Annotated in this window: 15 protein-coding genes and 1 riboswitch; of the genes, 5 read left to right on the top strand and 10 right to left on the bottom strand. The window is 73.1% G+C overall.

Annotated features, from left to right (window positions below):
- Nucleotides 1–40: 40 nt before the first annotated feature.
- Together J2S44_RS16260 and J2S44_RS16265 are read right to left on the bottom strand one after the other, a co-directional pair.
- Nucleotides 41–721: a response regulator gene (locus J2S44_RS16260; protein WP_310414250.1), complete on the bottom strand. Its 681-nt coding sequence runs from the start codon at nucleotides 719–721 to the stop codon at nucleotides 41–43.
- Entirely contained in the window at nucleotides 697–1,923 is a 1,227-nt protein-coding gene (locus J2S44_RS16265; protein ID WP_310414253.1) for a sensor histidine kinase, read from the bottom strand. The genes J2S44_RS16260 and J2S44_RS16265 overlap by 25 nt, the downstream gene beginning before the upstream one ends.
- A gap of 131 nt (nucleotides 1,924–2,054) precedes the next feature.
- On the opposite strand from J2S44_RS16265, the gene J2S44_RS16270 reads away from it, so the two are divergent.
- Nucleotides 2,055–2,969 (top strand): ABC transporter ATP-binding protein, encoded by a 915-nt coding sequence (locus J2S44_RS16270; RefSeq protein ID WP_310414255.1) that lies wholly within the window; start codon nucleotides 2,055–2,057, stop codon nucleotides 2,967–2,969.
- Nucleotides 2,966–3,769 (top strand): ABC transporter permease, encoded by an 804-nt coding sequence (locus tag J2S44_RS16275; RefSeq protein WP_310414258.1) that lies wholly within the window; start codon nucleotides 2,966–2,968, stop codon nucleotides 3,767–3,769. The genes J2S44_RS16270 and J2S44_RS16275 overlap by 4 nt, the downstream gene beginning before the upstream one ends.
- A 149-nt stretch (nucleotides 3,770–3,918) precedes the next feature.
- Here the strand turns inward: J2S44_RS16275 and J2S44_RS16280 are convergent, their stop codons facing one another.
- The 5 genes from J2S44_RS16280 to J2S44_RS16300 form a co-directional block, all read right to left on the bottom strand.
- Nucleotides 3,919–6,090 carry a YhgE/Pip domain-containing protein gene (locus tag J2S44_RS16280; RefSeq protein ID WP_310414261.1) on the bottom strand — a complete coding sequence of 724 codons (2,172 nt, stop codon included), beginning with the start codon at nucleotides 6,088–6,090 and terminating at the stop codon, nucleotides 3,919–3,921.
- Entirely contained in the window at nucleotides 6,087–8,519 is a 2,433-nt protein-coding gene (locus J2S44_RS16285) for an AMP-binding protein (protein WP_310414264.1), read from the bottom strand. Before J2S44_RS16285 ends, J2S44_RS16280 begins: the two co-directional genes overlap by 4 nt.
- A gap of 89 nt (nucleotides 8,520–8,608) precedes the next feature.
- Entirely contained in the window at nucleotides 8,609–11,671 is a 3,063-nt protein-coding gene (locus J2S44_RS16290; protein ID WP_310414267.1) for an EAL domain-containing protein, read from the bottom strand.
- A gap of 114 nt (nucleotides 11,672–11,785) precedes the next feature.
- Complete coding sequence (locus tag J2S44_RS16295; RefSeq protein WP_310414269.1) at nucleotides 11,786–12,133, bottom strand: hypothetical protein; 348 nt, start codon at nucleotides 12,131–12,133, stop codon at nucleotides 11,786–11,788.
- A gap of 181 nt (nucleotides 12,134–12,314) precedes the next feature.
- Entirely contained in the window at nucleotides 12,315–13,445 is a 1,131-nt protein-coding gene (locus J2S44_RS16300; protein WP_310414272.1) for a glycosyltransferase, read from the bottom strand.
- 64 nt (nucleotides 13,446–13,509) lie between these two features.
- Here J2S44_RS16300 and J2S44_RS16305 point away from each other — a divergent pair, with 64 nt between their 5' ends.
- Nucleotides 13,510–14,301, top strand: coding sequence for a class I SAM-dependent methyltransferase (locus tag J2S44_RS16305; protein ID WP_310414275.1), 792 nt, complete (start codon nucleotides 13,510–13,512; stop codon nucleotides 14,299–14,301).
- A 297-nt stretch (nucleotides 14,302–14,598) separates the two neighbouring features.
- Here the strand turns inward: J2S44_RS16305 and J2S44_RS16310 are convergent, their stop codons facing one another.
- Nucleotides 14,599–16,044: a glycine hydroxymethyltransferase gene (locus J2S44_RS16310; RefSeq protein WP_310414277.1), complete on the bottom strand. Its 1,446-nt coding sequence runs from the start codon at nucleotides 16,042–16,044 to the stop codon at nucleotides 14,599–14,601.
- A 20-nt stretch (nucleotides 16,045–16,064) separates the two neighbouring features.
- Nucleotides 16,065–16,157, bottom strand: a riboswitch (ZMP/ZTP riboswitch).
- 50 nt (nucleotides 16,158–16,207) lie between these two features.
- Here J2S44_RS16310 and J2S44_RS16315 point away from each other — a divergent pair.
- Nucleotides 16,208–16,417, top strand: a complete 210-nt coding sequence (locus J2S44_RS16315; RefSeq protein WP_310414280.1) for an RNA-binding S4 domain-containing protein — start codon at nucleotides 16,208–16,210, stop codon at nucleotides 16,415–16,417.
- On the opposite strand, the gene J2S44_RS16320 is transcribed toward J2S44_RS16315, so the two are convergent.
- The gene (locus J2S44_RS16320) at nucleotides 16,403–17,332 is read right to left on the bottom strand and encodes a nucleotidyl transferase AbiEii/AbiGii toxin family protein (protein ID WP_310414282.1); all 930 of its coding nucleotides are present in this window, start codon (nucleotides 17,330–17,332) and stop codon (nucleotides 16,403–16,405) included. The genes J2S44_RS16315 and J2S44_RS16320 overlap by 15 nt on opposite strands.
- A 27-nt stretch (nucleotides 17,333–17,359) precedes the next feature.
- Between J2S44_RS16320 and J2S44_RS16325 the strand changes: the two genes are divergently transcribed.
- Complete coding sequence (locus J2S44_RS16325; RefSeq protein WP_310414285.1) at nucleotides 17,360–17,620, top strand: hypothetical protein; 261 nt, start codon at nucleotides 17,360–17,362, stop codon at nucleotides 17,618–17,620.
- 51 nt (nucleotides 17,621–17,671) lie between these two features.
- Here the strand turns inward: J2S44_RS16325 and J2S44_RS16330 are convergent, their stop codons facing one another.
- The gene (locus tag J2S44_RS16330) at nucleotides 17,672–18,985 is read right to left on the bottom strand and encodes a hypothetical protein (protein WP_310414288.1); all 1,314 of its coding nucleotides are present in this window, start codon (nucleotides 18,983–18,985) and stop codon (nucleotides 17,672–17,674) included.
- Between the last annotated feature and the right edge of the window lie 223 nt (nucleotides 18,986–19,208).

Here is a 19,208-nt window from a genome sequence, read left to right on the forward strand (position 1 = left end):
CGCGGTTGAAATTACCGCAAAGCGGGCACCGGGAGGCCAGTTACACCAGACCCGCGTCGTGGACCAGGATGGCGATCTGGACGCGGTTGTTCAGGTCCAGCTTGGTCAGCAGGCGGGAGACGTGCGCCTTGACGGTGGCGACGCTCATGAACAGCTCGCCGGCGATCTCCGCGTTGGACTTGCCCTGGCCGACCGCGATCGCGACCTCGCGCTCCCGTTCGCTGAGCGTGCCGAGCAACTCCAGCGGCCGGTTGCGGGCCGGGCCGGGCGCGGGCGCGGCGACGTGCGCGATCAGCTGACGGGTGACCGTCGGGGACAGCGTGGCCTCGCCGGACGCGACGCGCCGGACCGCGTGGATGATCTCCGTGGGCGGCGTGTCCTTCAGCAGGAAGCCGCTGGCGCCGGCCCGCAGCGCGCGCAGCACGTACTCGTCCAGGTCGAACGTGGTCAGCACGATCACCTCGGGCGCGTCCGGGCGGGTGCGGACCGCCTCCGTCGCGGCCAGGCCGTCCACCTTCGGCATCCGGATGTCCATCAGCACCACGTCCGGGCGGTACGCGTCGATCGCGGCGGCCACCTCGGCGCCGTCCGCGGCCTCACCGACCACGGTGATCTCCGGTGCGGCGCCGAGGATCATCGAGAGCCCGGTCCGGACCAGCGCGTCGTCGTCGACGATCAGCACGCGTACCGGCGGGGTCAGGTCTTCGGCCACGGCAGCCATGCCTCCAGCGTGAAGCCACCGCCGGGCTCGCGGCGATGATCGAGTCGTCCACCGGCCAGTGTGGCACGCTCGGTCAGCCCGACCAGCCCGGTACCGGCACCGGGCAGCACCGGCGCACCGACCGCGAGCGGCCCGGGGTTGCGGACCCGGATCGTCAGGCCGGCTCCGGGCGCGCCCGCGACCGACACCGTGACCAGCGCGCCCGGCGCGTGCTTGCGGGCGTTCGTCAAACCCTCCTGGACCATCCGGTACGCCGTGCGCCCCACCACGTCCGGCGGGTTCTCCGCGCCGTCCGGCAACTCCAGCGTCACCCGGGTGCCGGCCGCACGCGACTCCTCGACCAGCGCGGTCAGGTCCGCCAGCGTCGGCTGTGGCCGCTCCGGGTCGCCGGCGGCCGTGGGCTCGCGCAGCACGCCGATCACCTCGCGCAGGTCCTGCAGCGCCTGGTGCGCGCTGGCCCGGATCACGCCCGCGGCCTTGGCCACCTCGGCGGCCGGCGCGTCCGGCCGGATCTCCAGCGCGCCCGCATGCAGGCTGAGCAGCGAGATCCGGTGCGCCAGGACGTCGTGCATCTCGCGCGCGATCCGGGTCCGTTCCAGCTGCCGGGCCTGGGCCACGCGCAGCTGCTGCTCGGCCTCGGCGCGCTCGGCCCGGTCGCGCAGCGAGCGGAGCAGCTGCCGGCGGGACCGGATCAGCGAACCCCAGAGCAGGTTGATCGACGCCAGGACCGCGGTCCAGGCGATGGTCGCCCAGTAGCCGACCGCCGGGTCGGGCCGCACCGCCGCGTAGATGAGCGTGGGCGCCACGTTGAGCGCGGTCAGCGCGGCCGCGACCGGGAAACGACGGTGTACGGCCAGGTTGAACAGGATGATCAGCGTGGCGCCGCCGCTGGCCGCCGAGAAGACGCCGAACAGCACGCCGATCAGGGCCAGCGAGACCGGGCGGCGACGACGCCACCAGAGCCCGACGCAGAGAACCAGGCTGAGCGCGAGATCCACCCAGAGCAGCCAGGCCGGGCCGCGGCGGATGCCGTCCGCACCCCAGCCGTAGAACTCCTGCGCGGTCACCAGGACCGCGAACGCGATCGCGAGGACGAAGGTGAGCGAGTCGACCACCCAGTCGCGGGTGGTCCGCGGGCGGACCGGTTCGTCCTCGTCCAGCGAGTCCAGCGCGCCGCCCAGGGCACCCAGGATCGAGGTCATGACGCCCAGGTTACGGACCGTCACGGATCATCGGTACCGACCAAAGTCGACGCGGGAACGCGACTTTGGTGACAGCGACGTCAACCGCGGACCGACGCGGGCGACCGGGTGGCTCGGCCAGGCTGATGGACATGATTACGGCTGACCACCTGACGAAACGGTACGGCGCGCACACCGCCGTCGACGATGTCTCGTTCACCTGCGAGCCCGGCACGGTCACCGGCTTCCTCGGCCCGAACGGCGCGGGCAAGTCCACCACCATGCGCATGATCTGCGGGCTCACCGCGCCCTCGGCGGGCAGCGCGACCGTGGCGGGCGTGCCGTTCCGGCGCCTCGACAACCCGGGCCGCCGGATCGGCGTGCTGCTGGACGCGTCCGCGCAGCACGGTGGCCGTACCGGCCGGGAGGTGTTGTCGCTGTCCGCGATGACCATGGGCGTGCCCCGGTCCCGCGTCTCCGCCGTGCTCGACCTGGTCGGGCTGGACGGCAAGGCCGCGCGCAAGCGGGTACGCCAGTACTCGCTCGGCATGCGGCAGCGGCTCGGCCTGGCCCACGCGCTGCTCGGCGAGCCCGGCATCCTGATCCTCGACGAGCCGGCGAACGGGCTCGACCCGGAGGGCATCTTCTGGATGCGCGGCCTGCTGCGCGACTTCGCCGACCGGGGCGGCACCGTGCTGCTCTCCTCGCACCTGCTGCGCGAGGTCGACGCGGTCGCGGACCGGCTCGTGATGATCGGCGGCGGCCGGATCGTGGCGCAGGGCGACAAGGCCGAACTGCTGGCCGGCGGCGGGACGCTCGTCCGCGCGGTCGACCCGGCCGCGCTGGCCACGGCGCTGGACCGGGCCGGGCTGTCCCACACCCGCACGCAGGACGGCGCGCTGCTGGTCAGCGCGGAGCCGGGCGCGATCGGGTGGGCCGCGGCCGAGAACAACGTGGTGCTGCTCGAACTCCGGCCCGCCGACGGTGGCGGCCTGGAGCAGATGTTCCTGAGCCTGACGGCCGCACCGGCCGCCACGGGCGACGCTGTCAAGGAGGGCGCGCGATGACCGGGACCGTGGAGCTGGAGAGGCCGACCACGATGCCGGCCACACACGGGGACCGCGGCCACCGGCGGGTCTCGCTGCTCACGCTGACCGGCGTGGAGCTGCGCAAGCTCGCGGACACCCGGGCCGGCCTCTGGCTGCTGATCGTGATCGCGCTCGGCGTGATCCTGACGCACGTGGTCATGTTGGCCACCGAGGAACCGCGAAGCACCGCGAACTTCGCCGCGCTGATGGGCTTCGCGCAGATCCCGGTCAGCATCCTGCTGCCGGTGCTGGGCATCCTGGCGATGACCGGCGAATGGTCCCAGCGGACCGCGCTGACCACGTTCGCGCTGGTCCCGGCGCGCGGCCGGGTGATCGCCGCGAAGCTGCTGGCCGCGGTCGTGATCGCGCTGCTCACCACGGCGGTGACCGCGGGCACGTCCGCGCTCGCCAACCTGGTGGCGATCGCGGTGGACGGCGACGGCTCCTGGACGATGCAGCCGGAGGCGCTGCTCGGCTTCGTAGCGCTGGAGATCGCGTACGTGCTGATGGGCTCCGCGTTCGGCGCGCTGCTGCTCAACTCGCCGCTGGCGATCGTGCTCTACTTCGTGGTCCCGACGCTGTGGACCACGCTCGGCGCGATGGTCTCCTGGCTGCGCGACGCGGCCGCGTGGCTGGACATGAACACGACCTCGTTGCCGATCGGCGAGGCGGACGTGACCTCCGGCGAATGGGCCCGGTTCGGCGTGTCGGCGCTGTTCTGGGTGGCGGTCCCGCTGATCCTCGGCACGATCCGCATCATGCGCCGCGAGGTGAACTGACGCTCCCGGGGGGTGCGGCGGCTGCCGGGTCCGGTGCGGACCCGGCAGCCGCATCGTCGCGTCCGGCCCGGCGGCCGCGTTCGTCGCGTCCGGCCCGGCAGCCGCATCGTCGCGTCCGGCCCGGCGGCCGCTTCGTGCGGACCGTGGGGTCAGAGCACCACCTCGGGTTTGATCCGGGTGACCGTCCAGACCCGGTGCCGCCGCGCGCCGAGCGCCGTGAGCAGCAGCGCGACCAGCAGGTAGGCCACCAGGATGGAGACCGCGCGGCCGACCGCCATCAGGTCGCCGCCGTACATCAGGTGGCGCAGGCCCTCGACCGAGTAACTCATCGGCAGCACGTGGTGCAGGCCGTGCAACGGTGCCGGGATGGTCTGCCACGGGAACGTGCCGCCCGCGCTGACCAGTTGCAGGACCATCAGCACCAGCCCGAGGAACTGGCCGACCGCGCCGAGCCAGGCGTTGAGCATGTGGATGATCGCGATGAACGTGGCGGACGCCAGCATCATGAACGCGGCCATGCCCGCCGGGTGCACCGGGTGGAACCGCAGCGCGAACAGCACGACCGCGAAGAGCAGGCCCATCTGCGCGGCGCCGAGCAGCGCGGGCGCGAGCCAGCCGCCGAGCGCGACGCGCAGGCCGGACTGGTTGGCCGCCATCGCCCGGGTGGAGAGCGGGCGGACCAGCAGGAACAGCACGTACCCGCCGATCCAGGCGGCCAGCGAGAGGAAGAACGGGGCGAGGCCGGCGCCGTAGTTCGCCGCCTCGTTCTGGCGCACCGTCTGCACGTCGACCGGGTCGGCGATCGTGCCGGCCGTGGCGGCGCGCGTGTTGTCGTCCAGCTTCGGGATCTCGGCCAGGCCGCCACGCAGGCCGGCGGCGAGGTCCCGGGCGTTCCCGGCGAGCGTGCCGAGGCCCTGCTCCAGATCGGCCGAGCCGTCCGCGAGCTTCGCGGCACCGCTGGCGGACGCGGCCAGGCCGTCCCGGAGCGCGATCGCACCCTCGCTGATCGTGTCGCTGCCGCCCGCGAGCCGGGTCGCGCCGGTGTGCAGCGCGGCCGCGCCGAGCGCCGCGTCGTTGATCCCGGCGGTGAACCCGGGCACGGCGGCGGCCAGCTCGGTCACGCCCGCGTCGACCTGCTCCGCGCCGAGCGCGAGCGAGTCGAGCCGGGTGGCGAGCGCGGCCATGTTCGCCCGCGAGGTGGCCAGCGCGGCACGGGTCTCGCCGAGCCGGGCGCCGACCGCGGCGACGTCGGCCTCGGGCACGCCGAGCGCGGCCAGCCGGCCGGTCAGCGCGGCGTCCGCGCCGGCCACGGCCGCGCCGGAGCCGGTGGACGCGCCAGACCCGCCAGTCGTGGTGGACCCCGCGGTCGTGGTGGACCCGGCGGTCGTGGTGGACCCGCCGGTCGTAGTAAAACCGTCGGTCGTGGTGGCGGCGAACCCACCGGCCGCCGCGGCGGCCTCGCGCGCGCCGGCCGCGACCGACGCGGCGCCGTCCGCGAGCGTCCGTGCCGATCCGGGCAGCGCGGCCGACGACGTGCGCAGCGTGCTCAGCCCGCCGGCGAGATCGTCCGCGCCGGTGGCGAGCGTGCGCGCGCCGGCGCCACCGGCCTGGGCCGCCGCGGCCAGGTCACGTGCGCTGCTGAGCAGGTCGTGGTCGCCGCCGGCCAGCTTGGCGCTGCTGTCCGCGAGCTTCTCCGCGCCGTCGTGTGCCGTGCCGGCGCCCGCGGCGAGCTTGTCCGCACCGGCCGCGGCCTCGGACGTCCGTTCGTAGATGTGCTGGAAGCCGAGCAGGAACCGCTCGGCCGCGCGCGTGCCGACCTCGCGGGACAGCGAGTCCTGGATCTCCGTGGCGACCTGTGCCGCGATCGTGTGCACCACGTAGTTGTTGGCGTCGTTGGTGGTCAGCACGATCGTGCCGGCGCGTGGCGTACCACCGCCCTCGACCGCCTCGGTGGTGGAGATCAGCGCGGCCGAGAAGTCGGCCGGGATGCGCAGCGCGAAGTCGAACTCGCCGTCCCGGACGCCGGCCTCCGCGGCCTCCGCGGTGGTGCGCCGCCAGTCGAACGCGCCGTCCTCGACGAGTTCCGCGCCGACCCGCGCACCGGCCTGCATCAGCGAGCCGTCCCGCTGGGTGGCGCCGACGTCGTCGATGACCAGCGCGGCCGGCACCCGGTCGAGCCGCGCGTACGGGTCGGAGTTCGCGTAGAGATACAGCCCGCCGTAGAGCAGCGGGACCGCGGCCAGCGCCAGCACCACGAGCTTCGGGGTACGGCCCGCGGTGAGCCTGCGCAGCTCCGAGACGGCCAACCGGACAGCACTCACGAAATCTCCTCGGTGTGTCGGCCTGTCGCTTCGGTGTTCCGGGTGATCGCTTCCGTCGTCGCGGACGCGCCCAGCTGCCGGCGGCGGACCGTGGCGATGGTGAACCCGGCCGCGGCCGGCGCGTCCGGATCGGCGTTGCCCAGCCGGACCGCGCGCAGCCCGAGCAGTTCCGCCGACGTGTCCGTGCACTGGACGATCACGCCGTAGCCGCGTGCCGCGAGCACGCCGGCCAGGTCCCACCAGGCGCCGGGTCCGCCGCCGTGCCGGTCCGGCAGGGTCAGCACGAGCACGCTGACGCCGGGCCGGAGCGCGGCCAGCTCGGCGAGCACGCGCGTGCGTACCGGGCCGGGCACGTGCTCGGTGCGGGTCTCCGCGTAGACGAGCGCGCCGTGCCGGTCGAGCCACTCCCGGACCGCCCGCCGCCCGGCCCTCGCGCGCGCCATCGACAGTTCCTCGCCGACCACGGCCGCGAGCGGTAGCATCTCGTCGGGTTCGCTGATGCCGGGCACGTCGACCAGCGCGACCGCCTCGCGCAGCCGCTTCCCGGAGTGCTCGCCGTCCAGCGTGACGTCGCCGCCGTCCGGTTCCAGCCGGCCGCCGAGCGCGAGCGCGAGCGCGGTGTGACCGTGACCGGGCGGCCCCGCGACCGCGACCCGGCGGCCCGCGACCACGCCGACGCTGGTCGGCCGCAGCAGCAGCCCGTGCGGCCCCCGGGCGGTGACCGCGCGCGCCTCGATCGCCACCGCCTCGACCGGCTCCTCCAGCAGCACCTGCGGCTCGGTCTCGACCGCGTAGAGGCGCTCGATCTCCGTGGCGAACAGCGCGGTGAGCAGCCGGCGGCGTGGCCGGAGCGTGGGCGTGAGGTGTCCGGCCCGCCGGGACAGGCCGCCGGGGAGGATCTCGAACCGGCGGATCTGTTCGGCCGCGGACGTCCGTGCGTTGGCCGCGTCGATCGCCACCCGGATCGCCTCGATCACCCGCGGGTCGGTGGCGGCCGGGGTCGCCGCGTCCGGGAAGGCGCGCTGGACCGCGCTCTCCTCCAGCGCGATCAGCGCCGCGACGTACGGCCGCCGCTCGCCGACCGCCAGGCAGTGCGCGACGAGCGGGTGCGCGCGGACCACCTCCTCCAGTGCGACGGCCGCGACCCGCCGCCCGGACTGCAGCGTGAGCATGTCCTCGACGTTGCCGGCGATCCGCAGGTAGCCGTCGTCGTCCAGCGCGCCGAGGTCGCCGGTGTGCAGCCAGCCGGACGCGTCCACCACCGGGTCCCGGTCGATCTCGGACGGGCCGTCGTAGCCGGGGAAGATGCCCGGGCCGCGCACGAAGACCTCGCCGTCCGGGCTGACCCGCACCTCGACGCCGGGCAGCGGCGTGCCGACCGTGCCGGGCCGGTGCAGCGCCGGCGTGTTCAGCGTGACCGCGGCGGTGGCCTCGGTCAGCCCGTACCCGGTGAGCAGCGGCACGCCCGCGCCGCGGTAGAGCCGGGCGAGCCGGTCGCTGACCGGCGCGCCACCGGTGATCAGGTATTCGGCCCGGCCGCCGAGCGCGTCCCGCAGCGCCGCGAACGCGCGTTCGTGCCGGGACCGCCGCAGCCGGCCGCGCAGCCCGCCCGGACCGGCCAGCGCGGCCCGCTCCGCCGCGTCGTCGCCGCCGAGGTGGCGGCCCCAGAGATGCTCGAAGAAGCGCGGCGGTGCCGCGAGCACCGACGGCCGCAGGTCCGCGAGGTCGGCCAGGATCCGCTCCGGGCCGGTGTGCGCGATCCGGGCCCCGCCGATCAGGGCCGCGAGGTGCACGATCCGGCCGAAGACGTGCGACAGCGGCAGCGCGGACAGCACGGTGCGCGGCTCGCCGCCGAACAGCTGCGGCAGCGCCTCCCGGATCGCGCGCGCGGCCGCGTCCAGGTTCGCGTGGGTGAGCCGGCAGGCCGCGGGCCGGCCGCCGACCCCGGACGTGTAGACGATGGTGGCGACCGCGCCGGACGGCATGGCGGCCGGTGGGATCGCGCCGAGCGTCGGCACCTCCAGCGCGGACATCGGCGTCAGCGGCCCGCCCGCACCGGTCTGCCAGGCGTGCGGGAGACCGGCCGCGGCGACCCGCGCGGTGAGTGCCGGGTCGTCGCCGGTGACCACGCAGGCCGCGGCGCCGCAGCAGCGCAGCATCCAGTCGAGCTGCTCGCCGGGGACCTCCTCCTGCAGGGCGACCGGGATCGCGCCGATCCACCAGGCCGCCAGGTCCGTGATCGCCCACTCGTACCCGGGTGCGCCCAGGATCGCGATCCGGTCCCCCGCACCGAGTCCGGCCGCGAGCAACCCGCCCGCCCGCTTGCTGATCCGGGTCTGCAGCTCGGCGGGGGCGAGTTCGTGCCAGCCGGCGGCGGTCCGTTCGCAGAGGAGGGCGCGCTCCGGCCACCGTTGCGCCGACACCGCCACACCGGCAGCGTAAGTCGGAGGTAAGCCTTATATCGCGTGAATCGGTCTTACCGGCCACGGACCGGCACGCTGTGCTAGGACCGCGCGGGTCAGGCCGCGATCTGCTGGCGGATTCCGGTGTTGAGCCAGGCGACCACCGCGTCCGGCCAGGCCGGGGGCGAGAACAGGTAGCCCTGGCCGAAGGGGCAGCCCATGTCCAGCAGCATCTGTTTGTGGGCCGGGTCCTCGACGCCCTCCGCGACCACGCCGAGGTTGAGATTGTCGGCGATGCTGACGATCGCGGCGACCAGCGCGCGCTGCTGCCTGCTGCTGGAGATGTCGTCGATGAACGACTTGTCGATCTTGAGGATGTCGACCGGCATCTGGCGGAGGTAGCTGAGCGAGGAGTAGCCGGTGCCGAAGTCGTCGATCGCGATCCGCACGCCCATCTCGCGGAGCCGGGCCAGGTCCTGCCACACCGACTCGTCGTCGCGCAGCAGCAGGCTCTCGGTGATCTCCAGCAGCAGGCGCCACGGTGCCACGCCGCTCTCCGTGATCACCTTGGCGACCTCGTCGACGAACCCGGGGCTGCGGAACTGCCGCGCGGAGACGTTCACCGAGACATACCGCAGCGGCGCGGCCGGGACGAGTTGCCGCCAGCCCGCGATGGCCAGCAGCGCCTCGCGCAGCACCCAGGCGCCGATCGGCACGATCGCGCCGTTCTCCTCCGCGACCTCGATGAACTCGCCCGGCCCGATCAGGCCGCGGGTCGGGTGCTGCCAGCGGACCAGCGCCTCCAGCCCGACGATGTCCTCGGTGGCCAGGTCCACGATCGGCTGGTACTGCAGCACCAGCTGCTGGTCCTCGACCGCGGTGCTGAGCGCGGCGCGCATCTCCAGTCGCTCCACCATCGCGGTGTGCAGGTCCGTCCGGTAGCGCTGGAAGCGGCCCTTCCCGTCGCCCTTGGAGACGTAGAGCGCGAGGTCGGCCTGGCGCTGCATCTCGGCCGCGTCGTGCGCCTCCACGCTGGTGGTGACGCCGATGCTGACCGCGCCGCTGACCATCGCGGAACCGCCGCCGTCGTAGCGCAGCTCGAACGGTTCGGTGCACGCCTCGACGATCCGGGCGGCCACGTCGTCCGCCTCGGCCGGGGTGTGCAACTGCTCGATCAGCACCGCGAACTCGTCACCGCCGATCCGGGCCACGGTCTCCTGCGGGCCGACCACGCCGGCGATCCGCACGCCGGCCGCGGCCAGCAGCCGGTCGCCGACGATCAGGCCGAGCGTGTCGTTGACCACCTTGAAGTCGTCGAGGTCGATGAAGAGCAGACCGACCACGGACCGGTCGCGCCGGGCCAGCGTGAGCGCGTGCTCCAGCCGGTTCTGCAACAGCAACCGGTTCGCCAGGCCGGTCAGCGTGTCGTGGAAGGCCTGGTGGGCGAGGTCGCTCTCCAGCCGGCGGCGTTCGGTGACGTCGCGCATGGTCAGCACGGCGCCGCGCACGGTCGGCTCGTCGCGCATGTCCTGGATCGTGCACTCGACCTGCACGGTGCGACCGTCGGCACCCAGCCCGACCAGGTCGAACGCGGCCGACTGGCCGCGGCCGGCGCGCAGCCGCTGGAGCGCCTCGCGGAGGCGTTCGTGCTGCTCACCCACGATCAGGTCGGTGACCGGCGTGCCGGCCAGGGTGGGCGCGGGCGTGCCGAAGACGTCGGCGGCGGACGGGCTGGCGTACCCGATCCGGTCGTCGTCGCCGACGATCAGGATCACGTCGGACGTGTTCTGGATCAGCGTCCGGAAGTAGGACTCGTGCTTGCGCCGGTTGATCTCCGCGCCCAGCGCGATCCGGTCGATCGCCATCGTGCCCTGCGACACCAGCGCCTCGAACACCGGTCGCAGCCGCCACAGCACCGGCTCGCGCGCGGCCAGGCAGATCCAGGTGAAGCGCACCGCGGACGAGCCCTCGTCGGGCAGCAGCGGCCCGGGTGCGCGCAACGCGACCGTGAAGCCGTCCAGCGGTTCACCGTGCGTCGGCGGCAGTGCCTCGACCGGTTGCAGCGTGACGCCGTCCGCGAAGAACTCCTCCCGGGTCATGCCGTCGAAGATGCCGGCGCTCTCCAGCACGTACGGCTCGCCCGGCGGCATCAGCTGGGCCACCGCGCCCCGGACCGCGGCCGCGACCTCGGCCGGCGTGGCCGCGGAGACCAGCCGCGCACCGGCCTCGCGCAGCACCCGCTCGCGGTGACTGATCTGCCGGTGGTCCGCGAGCAGTCCGGCGAGCCGGCCGATGACCAGCAGGAACATCAGCGCGGAGAACGCCGCGATGACCGGCGCGTCGGAGACCGTGCCGTCCAGGTTCTCGTAGACCAGCACGGCCGGCGCGACCAGCGCGGCCGTGACCAGCGTGGCGAGCCGGCGCCACCCGGCCACCCGCGGCAGGAACCCGGCCTGCGTGTGTTCGGTGAGCCGGGTCATCGACGGGTCCAGCGCCGCGTACCCGATCAGCGCGTAGAAGGCGACCCAGCCCAGGTCGACCGGGCTGCCGGCGCGCCAGTCCTGGCTGAGCCGGTGCAGCCCGTAGATCAGGTCGGTGCCGAGCAGCGCGGTGACGCCGACCGTGAGCGCGGTGATCGACAGGTGCCGGGTGCCGGGCGCGCCGAGCAGCCGCACCAGCATGGCGAGCGCGAGCACGTCGCCGACCGGGTAGCCGATCGAGGTGAGCTTCTCGGCCGTGCTCAGGTCCGTGTCGCGCACGAACGGGCCGATCCAGAACACCCACACCAGCAGCCCGATCGCGGCCGTCGGGACCAGCGCGTCGAGCAGCGCGGCCCGGTCCTCCGCGCCGGACCGGTACCGGATGAAGATCAGCAGCGCACCGGCCAGCAGCGGGTACGACAGCAGGTAGAACCCGTCCGCGGCGGACGGGAACGGGTCGGCCGCGAGCAGGTTGTAGACCGCGTCGCCGAGCGTGAACGTGACCAGCACGCCGCACAGCAGGAACCACGGCAGTGCGCGGCCGGGCCGGTTGAGGAGCACCCCGGCCAGCACCGCGATCGAGGCGGAGAAGCCGAGCGCGGCCCACACCGCGGTGCCGTACGCCGGGATCGCGTAGTAGGCGCCGGTCAGCGCGACCATCCACACGCCGAAACAGGCCCGCGCGACTCGGGTGGACATCAGCCCTCCGTTCCGGTGTTTGCTCCCGAGGTGCATTTCGGTAGCAAACCGGCGGGTCTGACTAATATCCACCCGATTGGATTCCGCCGTCCCCGGCCGGGGCGTGGCGCTACGCTACTGCTGCTGCGTCCAGACCTGCTCGTCCAGCCACTTCGCGTGCGTCTCCCACGCGGACTGTTTGGTGCAGCCGAGGGATTGTCCGATCTGGGCCCAGGAGGCACCGGCCTTGCGGGCGGTGCGCACGTCGAGCTGCCGGCCGTACGTCGCCTTGCGGGCGATCAGCTCGCCGAGCGCCAGCAACTCCAGCGCCTCCTCCTTGGACAGCGGCGCCAGACCGGGGTCGAGCGGGGTCTCGTCCGGGGACGACGCCGAGGCCAGGGCGTCGCGGGTGCGCAGAATGTCGTAGCGGGCCACGGCAGTCAACAGGGTGTACTCGTACTCGAGATCATCCGGCGCAGGCATGTCTCCAGCGTGCCCGTCAAGACGTCTTGACGGCAACCGATTCTCACGTCAGAAAACAGACCAAAGCCCATAAAACCTCGGCCACCGTACGCGGAGAGTCCGCGACCGGAAACGATCAGCTCGCCCCGCCGGTCAGTATGCCCCGGATCGCCGGTTGAGTGCGCCCGCTGCCGGATTCATGTCAGATGATGCCCGCCAGCATCGCGACCGCTTCGTCCGGGCCGGGCAGCGACTCCCATCCCGCGCGCAGGTCGCGCACCCGCTGCCGGTAGCCGTCGTCGGCCAGCACCGCGGCGGCCTCGGCCGCGGCCAGCTCCGGCGTCACCGTCTCGGCGTGCAGCACCCGGCCGAGGCCGAGCGCCGCCACCCGGACGCCGTTGTCCGGCTGGTCCGCGCCGAGCGGCGTCAGCAACATCGGCAGGCCGTGCGCGATCGCACCGAGCACGCTGCCCGAGCCGCCGTGCGTGACCACCAGGTCGCAGCGGTGCAGCAACTCGTCCTGCGGGACGAACCGCTCGATCCGCACGTGCGGCGGCTGCGGGCCGAACACGGCCGGGTCGATGTGCCGGCCCACGGTCATCACCAGGTCGGCGGGGAGCTCGCGCAGGCCCGCGAGCATGCGCTCGAACAGGTCGCCGGACTCGGCGTTGAACGCGGTGCCGAGCGTGAAGTAGACCAGCGGGCGGCGGTTGCGCTCCGCGGGCGGGGGCAGCGCCTCGGACGGCCGGATCGCGCGGGCGGTGGCCGGCAGCGGGAACGCCGGGTCGCGGAAGCCCGGCGGCACCGGCTCCAGCATCAGGTGCCGCCCGAGCATCGCCAGCCCGCGGTCCGGCGGCAGCCCGTGCTCCGCGCGCACCTCGTCGATCGCGGCCGCCGCGTAACCGGCCTGCAGGAACGAGCCGGCCGCCAACACCACCACGGTCGCGTACGGCAGCCCCAGCTTCTCCGCCGCGATCATCGCGCCCAGGTTCACCTCGTCGCAGACGAGCAGATCGGGCCGCCACCGGGGCGCCAGGTCCAGGACCTCGGCCGCGCGCTCCCGCCCCGACCCGCGGATGAACTGCTCGGTGACCTCCCGCCGCTCGCGCTCCAGGTCCAGCGGCGCCAGCGGCCCGCGCTCGGGTCGCGGTGCCTGCGCCGGCGGCCGGTCACCGCCGGACAGCGCCTCGAACCCGGCGTCCCGGATCACGTCGGCCATCCGCGGACCGCCCAGCACCGCGACGCGGTGCCCGGCCCGCTCGGCCGCGCGGGCGATCGGGATGAGCGGCAGGAAGTGCCCGAACCCACCGATGAACGAGAAGAGAATACGCATGCGTGGATCTTATTATATGGGAGTTCTATCCTGCTGTACGGGATGCGCGGTCTACCGTTCGGCCATGTACACACACGGCCATCACGAGTCGGTACTGCGCTCGCACCGCTGGCGCACCGCGGCGAACTCGGCCGCCCATCTGCTGCCGCACCTGCGACCCGGCCAGGTGCTGCTGGACGTCGGCGCCGGCCCCGGAACGATCACCATGGATCTCGCCGCGCTGGTCGCGCCGGGCCGCGTCACCGCCACTGAGATCAACGAGGACGCGCTCGCGCTCTCCCGGGCCGAGGCCGCCGAGCGAGGCGTCACCACCGTCGATTTCGCCGTGGCCGACGTGCACGCGCTGCCGTTCCCGGACGACACGTTCGACGTGGTCCACGCCCACCAGGTCCTCCAGCACGTCACGGACCCGGTCCGCGCGCTCGCCGAGATGCGCCGCGTCTGCCGGCCCGGCGGTGTGGTCGCGGCCCGGGACAGCGACTACGACCGCTTCGCCTGGCACCCCGCCGTCCCCGAACTGGACGAGTGGCTCGCACTCTACCGGGCCACGGCACGGGCCAACGGCGGCGAGCCGGACGCCGGCCGCCGCCTGCTCTCCTGGGCGCTGGCCGCCGGCTTCACCGACGTCACCCCCGGCGCGGCCGTCTGGTGCTACGCCACCCCCGACGACAGGCACTGGTGGGGCGGCCTCTGGGCCGACCGCATCACCCAGTCCGCCATGGCGAGCCAGATCCTGGCCGCCGGCACCGCCACCGCGGCGGACCTCCAGCGCCTGTCGGCCGGCTGGCGCCACTGGTCCCAGGCCCCCGACGGCTGGTTCGCCATCCTGCACGGCGAGATCCTCTGCCGGGCCTGACGGTGCGGGCCGCGCGGCCACGGGTCCCGGAACCTCGCCGCTCCCGGCGGTTCTCCGGCACCCGTGCGACCCGAGTGACGATGCGGGGCGGTCCGAGGGGTTCACGCCCACGGGCGCGACGGTGCGGCCGGGTTGCGTCACCGGCGACGGGACCGGCAGGGAGGCCGGCCAACGGCCGACCGGTGCCCGCGGGAGCACCGGGACGTGAGCACCGGGAAGCGGGCAGATCTGCGTTTTCGGTCCTGGGTGTGGCGAAGCCCGCCGCCGGCGGACCGGAGGCGGGCTTCGCGGAGAACGTCAGAGCGTGACGGAACCGTAGAGCGGGAACGGGGCGAGCAGCTCGGTGGCCTGCTTCGACACGCGGTCGGAGACGGCCGGGTCGAGGTGGAACTTGGCCTTGGAGCCGGCGTCCGAGGTGGTCTGGGAGAGGACCGTGTGCATCAGGTCGGCGATCTGGTCCATCTCCGCGGTGCCGAGGCCGCGCGTGGTCAGGGCCGGGGTGCCGACGCGGATGCCGGAGGTGTACCAGGCGCCGTTCGGGTCGTTCGGGATGCTGTTGCGGTTCGTGACCACGCCGGAGTCGAGCAGCGCCTGCTCGGCCTGGCGGCCGGTGATGCCGTACTTGTCGACGTCGATCAGCACCAGGTGGTTGTCGGTGCCGCCGGAGACGACGGTGGCGCCGCGCTTGATCAGGCCCTCGGCGAGCGCCTGGCTGTTGGCCACGATGCGCTGCGCGTAGTCGGCGAACTCGGGCCGGCGGGCCTCGGCGAGCGCGACCGCCTTGGCGCCCATCACGTGCGCGAGCGGGCCACCGAGGACCATCGGGCAGCCGCGGTCCACCTGCTCGGCCAGCTCCGGCTGGCAGAGCACCATGCCGCCGCGCGGGCCGCGCAGCGACTTGTGCGTGGTGGTGGTGACGATGTGCGCGTGCGGGATCGGGTCGAAGTCGCCGGTGAAGACCTTGCCCGCGACCAGACCGGCGAAGTGCGCCATGTCGACCATGAACGTGGCGCCGACCTCGTCGGCGATCTCCCGCATGATGCGGAAGTTCACCTTCCGGGGGTACGCCGAGTAGCCGCCGACGATGACGGCCGGCTTGAACTCCTTGGCGCTCTCCCGCAGGCCGTCGTAGTCGATCTGGCCGGTGGCCGGGTCGACGCCGTACGAGCGCTGGTCGAACATCTTGCCGGAGATGTTCGGCCGGAAGCCGTGGGTGAGGTGGCCGCCGGCGTCCAGCGACATGCCCATCAGGCGCTGGTTGCCGAACGCGGCGCGCATCTCGGCCCACTCGGCGTCGGTCAGGTCGTTGATCTGCCGCTTCTCGAACTTCTTCAGCATCGGCTTCTCGACCCGGTCACCGAGGATCGCCCAGTAGGCGACGAGGTTCGCGTCGATGCCGGAGTGCGGCTGGACATAGGCGTGCGGCGCGCCGAACAGCGCCTTCGCGTGCTCGGCCGCGACCGACTCGACGGTGTCGACGTTCTGGCAGCCGGCGTAGAAGCGGCGGCCGATCGTGCCCTCGGCGTACTTGTCGGAGAACCAGTTGCCCATGGCCAGCAGCACGGCCGGCGAAGCGTAGTTCTCACTCGCGATCAGCTTCAGCGACTCACGCTGGTCGGTCAGCTCGGACGCGATCGCGTCGGCCACGCGGGGCTCAACGGAACGGATGACGTCGAGCGCGGCGCGGAAAGCGGTCGACTCCGTGCTCAGCTCGGCGGGCATGTCAGGGTTCAACTCGGGCATTGGACCTCCCTATCACAGGTGGAAGAGGCCCAGGCGCGCGGCAGACACCCGGTGCGGGCGGGACCGCTCCCCGATGGTTGATCCATCTGACAGCGCCAGTCACGGTCCGGTTGGCAGCATACCCGCTTGGCCGGGGTTCTCGGCGACGCTGAATGATGAATTCATGCGTGAGGTAACCATCAGCGACGACATGATCCGGCTCGGGCAGTTCCTCAAGCTCGCGGACGTGATCGAGGCCGGCTCGGACGTGAAGTATCTGCTCAACACCGAGGACGTCACGGTCAACGGCGAGCCGGAGGACCGCCGCGGCCGCCAGCTCTTCAAGGGCGACGTGGTCACGGTCGGTGACGACGTCACGCTAGTGGTGGCCTAGCCGCGCGACCGCCGCGGCCAGCGACTCCCGGTGGCTCGCGTCCCCGGTGACGTTCCAGGCCCGGATCTCGTCCGGTGTCGGTACCCGCCGGCCGGGCAGCATGCTCCGCAGCCGCCGGGACAGCCGGAGGTCGGCCGGCTCGGCCAGCAGCGCGGCGTCGTAGAGATCCTTGCCCGCGGACACGCCGAGCGTCGCCTGGTCGGTGACCAGCCATGTGAGCTTCCAGGCCAGCGACAGCGCGCGGGACGCGGTCCAGATCACGGTCGGCCGGCGGCGGGCGGCGGGGCGCGGGATCAGCACCGGCACCGGCGGCTCCGGCAGCGGCTCGTCGTAGGCGAAATCCAGCTGCACCGTGCCGGCGGGCAGACCGGGCGCGTGCCACGGCACCACGATGCGGAGGCCGGCGATCCCGGCGTACCGGTACTCGTCGCCGTCCCCGAGGTGCGAGTAGGCCGCCTCCGCCGGGTCGAGCCGGACGTCGCCGCCGGCCGAGGGCGACCGCTCGATCAGGTGCAGAACCTCGTCATGCAGCACGTCCCAGTCGCCCATCCGGACCTCGTCGCCGGAGACCCAGCTCAGCCCTTCCGGCGGGACGTGGGCCCGGAGCCCGCCGGTCGTCAGGTCCTCGAACTCCCACATCGTCGGCCGTCCGGCGCCGTGCGCGACCTCCGGCCACAGCCGCACCGGATCGAGGTCGTCCAGATAGGGGTACGGGTCGCGCTCGTCCCGCGGCACGCCGTCCACCGGACGCACCACCCAGTCCAGGTCACCCGGCTCGCGTGCCCGGTCACCGGCCCACACGCACATCGCCGCGCTGCCGCGCAGCACCAGCCGGTTCGCGCACGGCGCCTCGCTGATCAGGTGCAGCACGTGGTCGAGCGCGAGCCGGTGCGCGGTCGTCCTCGCGTCCGCCATCGCCGCACAGGCTAGTAGGTTCGGGCCATGGGCACCTACATCGGCAACGCCACGCTGTTCGCCGCGGACGGCACCGCACAGACCGTGAAGCACACCAGCATCCGGACCCGGCGGGACGCGGACACCGGCACGGTCACCTGGACCGGCACGGTCGACCTGAGCGACGGTGAGATCGCGGATCTGCTGCTGCCGTCCGGCGAGGGCACGCTGCGGTTGCCGGACGGTGCGGAGGCGGCCGTGCGGTTCACGCCCGGCGGCGCGTTCACCGGCACGGCCGCGTCCGCGTAGCCGAAGGGGCGCGCCGACCGTCACCGGTCGACGCGCCCCTCGTCAGTGCTGTCAGGCCGTGAAGTTCAGCTTCCGGCGGCGGGCCATGAGGAACAGGCCGCCACCGAGACCGACCAGCAGGACCGCGACACCGGCGATGGTGCCGACGGCCGCACCGGTCAGCGGCAGCTCCGGCTCGTCACCCGGGGTGTACGCGACCGGCGTGGTCGACGGCTCCGGGGTGCCCGGCGTGCCGGGCGTCGCCGGCGTGGTCACGCTCGGGCTCGGGCTCGGCGTGCCACCGGCCGGCGGCGTCGGCTCACCGGCGCAGTTCTCCGGCGCGGTCCAGACGACCTCGCCGTTCAGCACCGCCAGGTCACCCTCGACCTTGACCGTGAGGCCCTCGGAACCGGGGAACGACACCGGCGTGTTCTGGCCCGCCTTGACGGTGACGGTCTGCGCCGTACCCGTGTTCGGGGTGAAGGTCGCGGTCAGGTCCTTGCCGTTGGCCGGGTTCTTGATCGTGAAGGTCAGCCCCTCGCAGGTCTGCGCGACGGACGCGTCCGGCGTGCCGACCTCGGGAACCTGGCAGTCCTCCGGCTTGGTCCAGCCGCCGCGGTAGATCTCCTTGCCGCGGGACGTGACCACGATGTTCTTGGCGTTCGCGGGCACCAGGTTCACCGTGACCGGCTCCTGGCGGGCCTTGAGCGTCTCGGTCTTGGAGAAGCCGCCGTCCGCCGTGATGGTGAACGTCTCGCTGTGCGTGCTGCGGTTGATCAGCTTGACCGCGACGTTGCCGTCACAGTCCGGCAGCGCCTCGACGGCCGGCTCGGCCTTGCAGGTGCCCTGACCGCCGTTGTAGAACGCGGTCTTCGGCTGGCCCTTGGCCGGCGTGGACCGGTTGCCCGGAGCGGCGTTCTCGCCGACCTTGCGGCTGTTGTAACGGTCGCTGGTGTCGGTCAGCGGGTTGATGATCTGCTCACCGAAGACGAAGTCGACCTGGGTGAAGCACTCCGGAACCTCGACCTTGAAGTCCAGCTTGTTCACCGTGAGCTCGCCGCGCTTGGCCGGGACGAACTTCTGCACCGAGCTGTCCAGCACGTGCTGCGGGGTGGCGAACGTGGCCGACGGCGCGGTGTAGGACACCAGCGCGAACGGCTGCTCCGCGCAGAGCGGCTTGTTGCCCAGCAGCTTGATGCTGGCGGTACCGGCCGGGCCGTTGAACCAGTGCTGGTACTTCGCGTCCTTCGGCTGGACGCACTGCGGGCCACCGTGGTTGCCGGTGCCGGCGCTCGCCGGGGAGGCGAGCCCGGCCAGTCCGGTCAGTCCGAGGAGGACGCCGGCCGCGAGAGCGACGACACGGCGAATGCGGGGGACGGATCTCATGGGTGCGACGCTCCAAAAGAGGGGAACGAACGGAACACGCCGATTCGCGGATCGGCGTGTCCCGGGTAATGCCGTTTTTCAGTGGTGCTTCAGGGATTCAGCGGCGGACGTCACTCTCCGAAAGCACTTAAGTACTAAGAGGACATTCACGACGCAGAGTCACGCGTTCTCCTACAAAGGAAATCCGAGGGGGTGGGGAATCATCCGGCTGCCTCCGCGACAG

The sequence above is a fragment of the Catenuloplanes niger genome, from assembly GCF_031458255.1.
Lineage (GTDB): Bacteria > Actinomycetota > Actinomycetes > Mycobacteriales > Micromonosporaceae > Catenuloplanes > Catenuloplanes niger.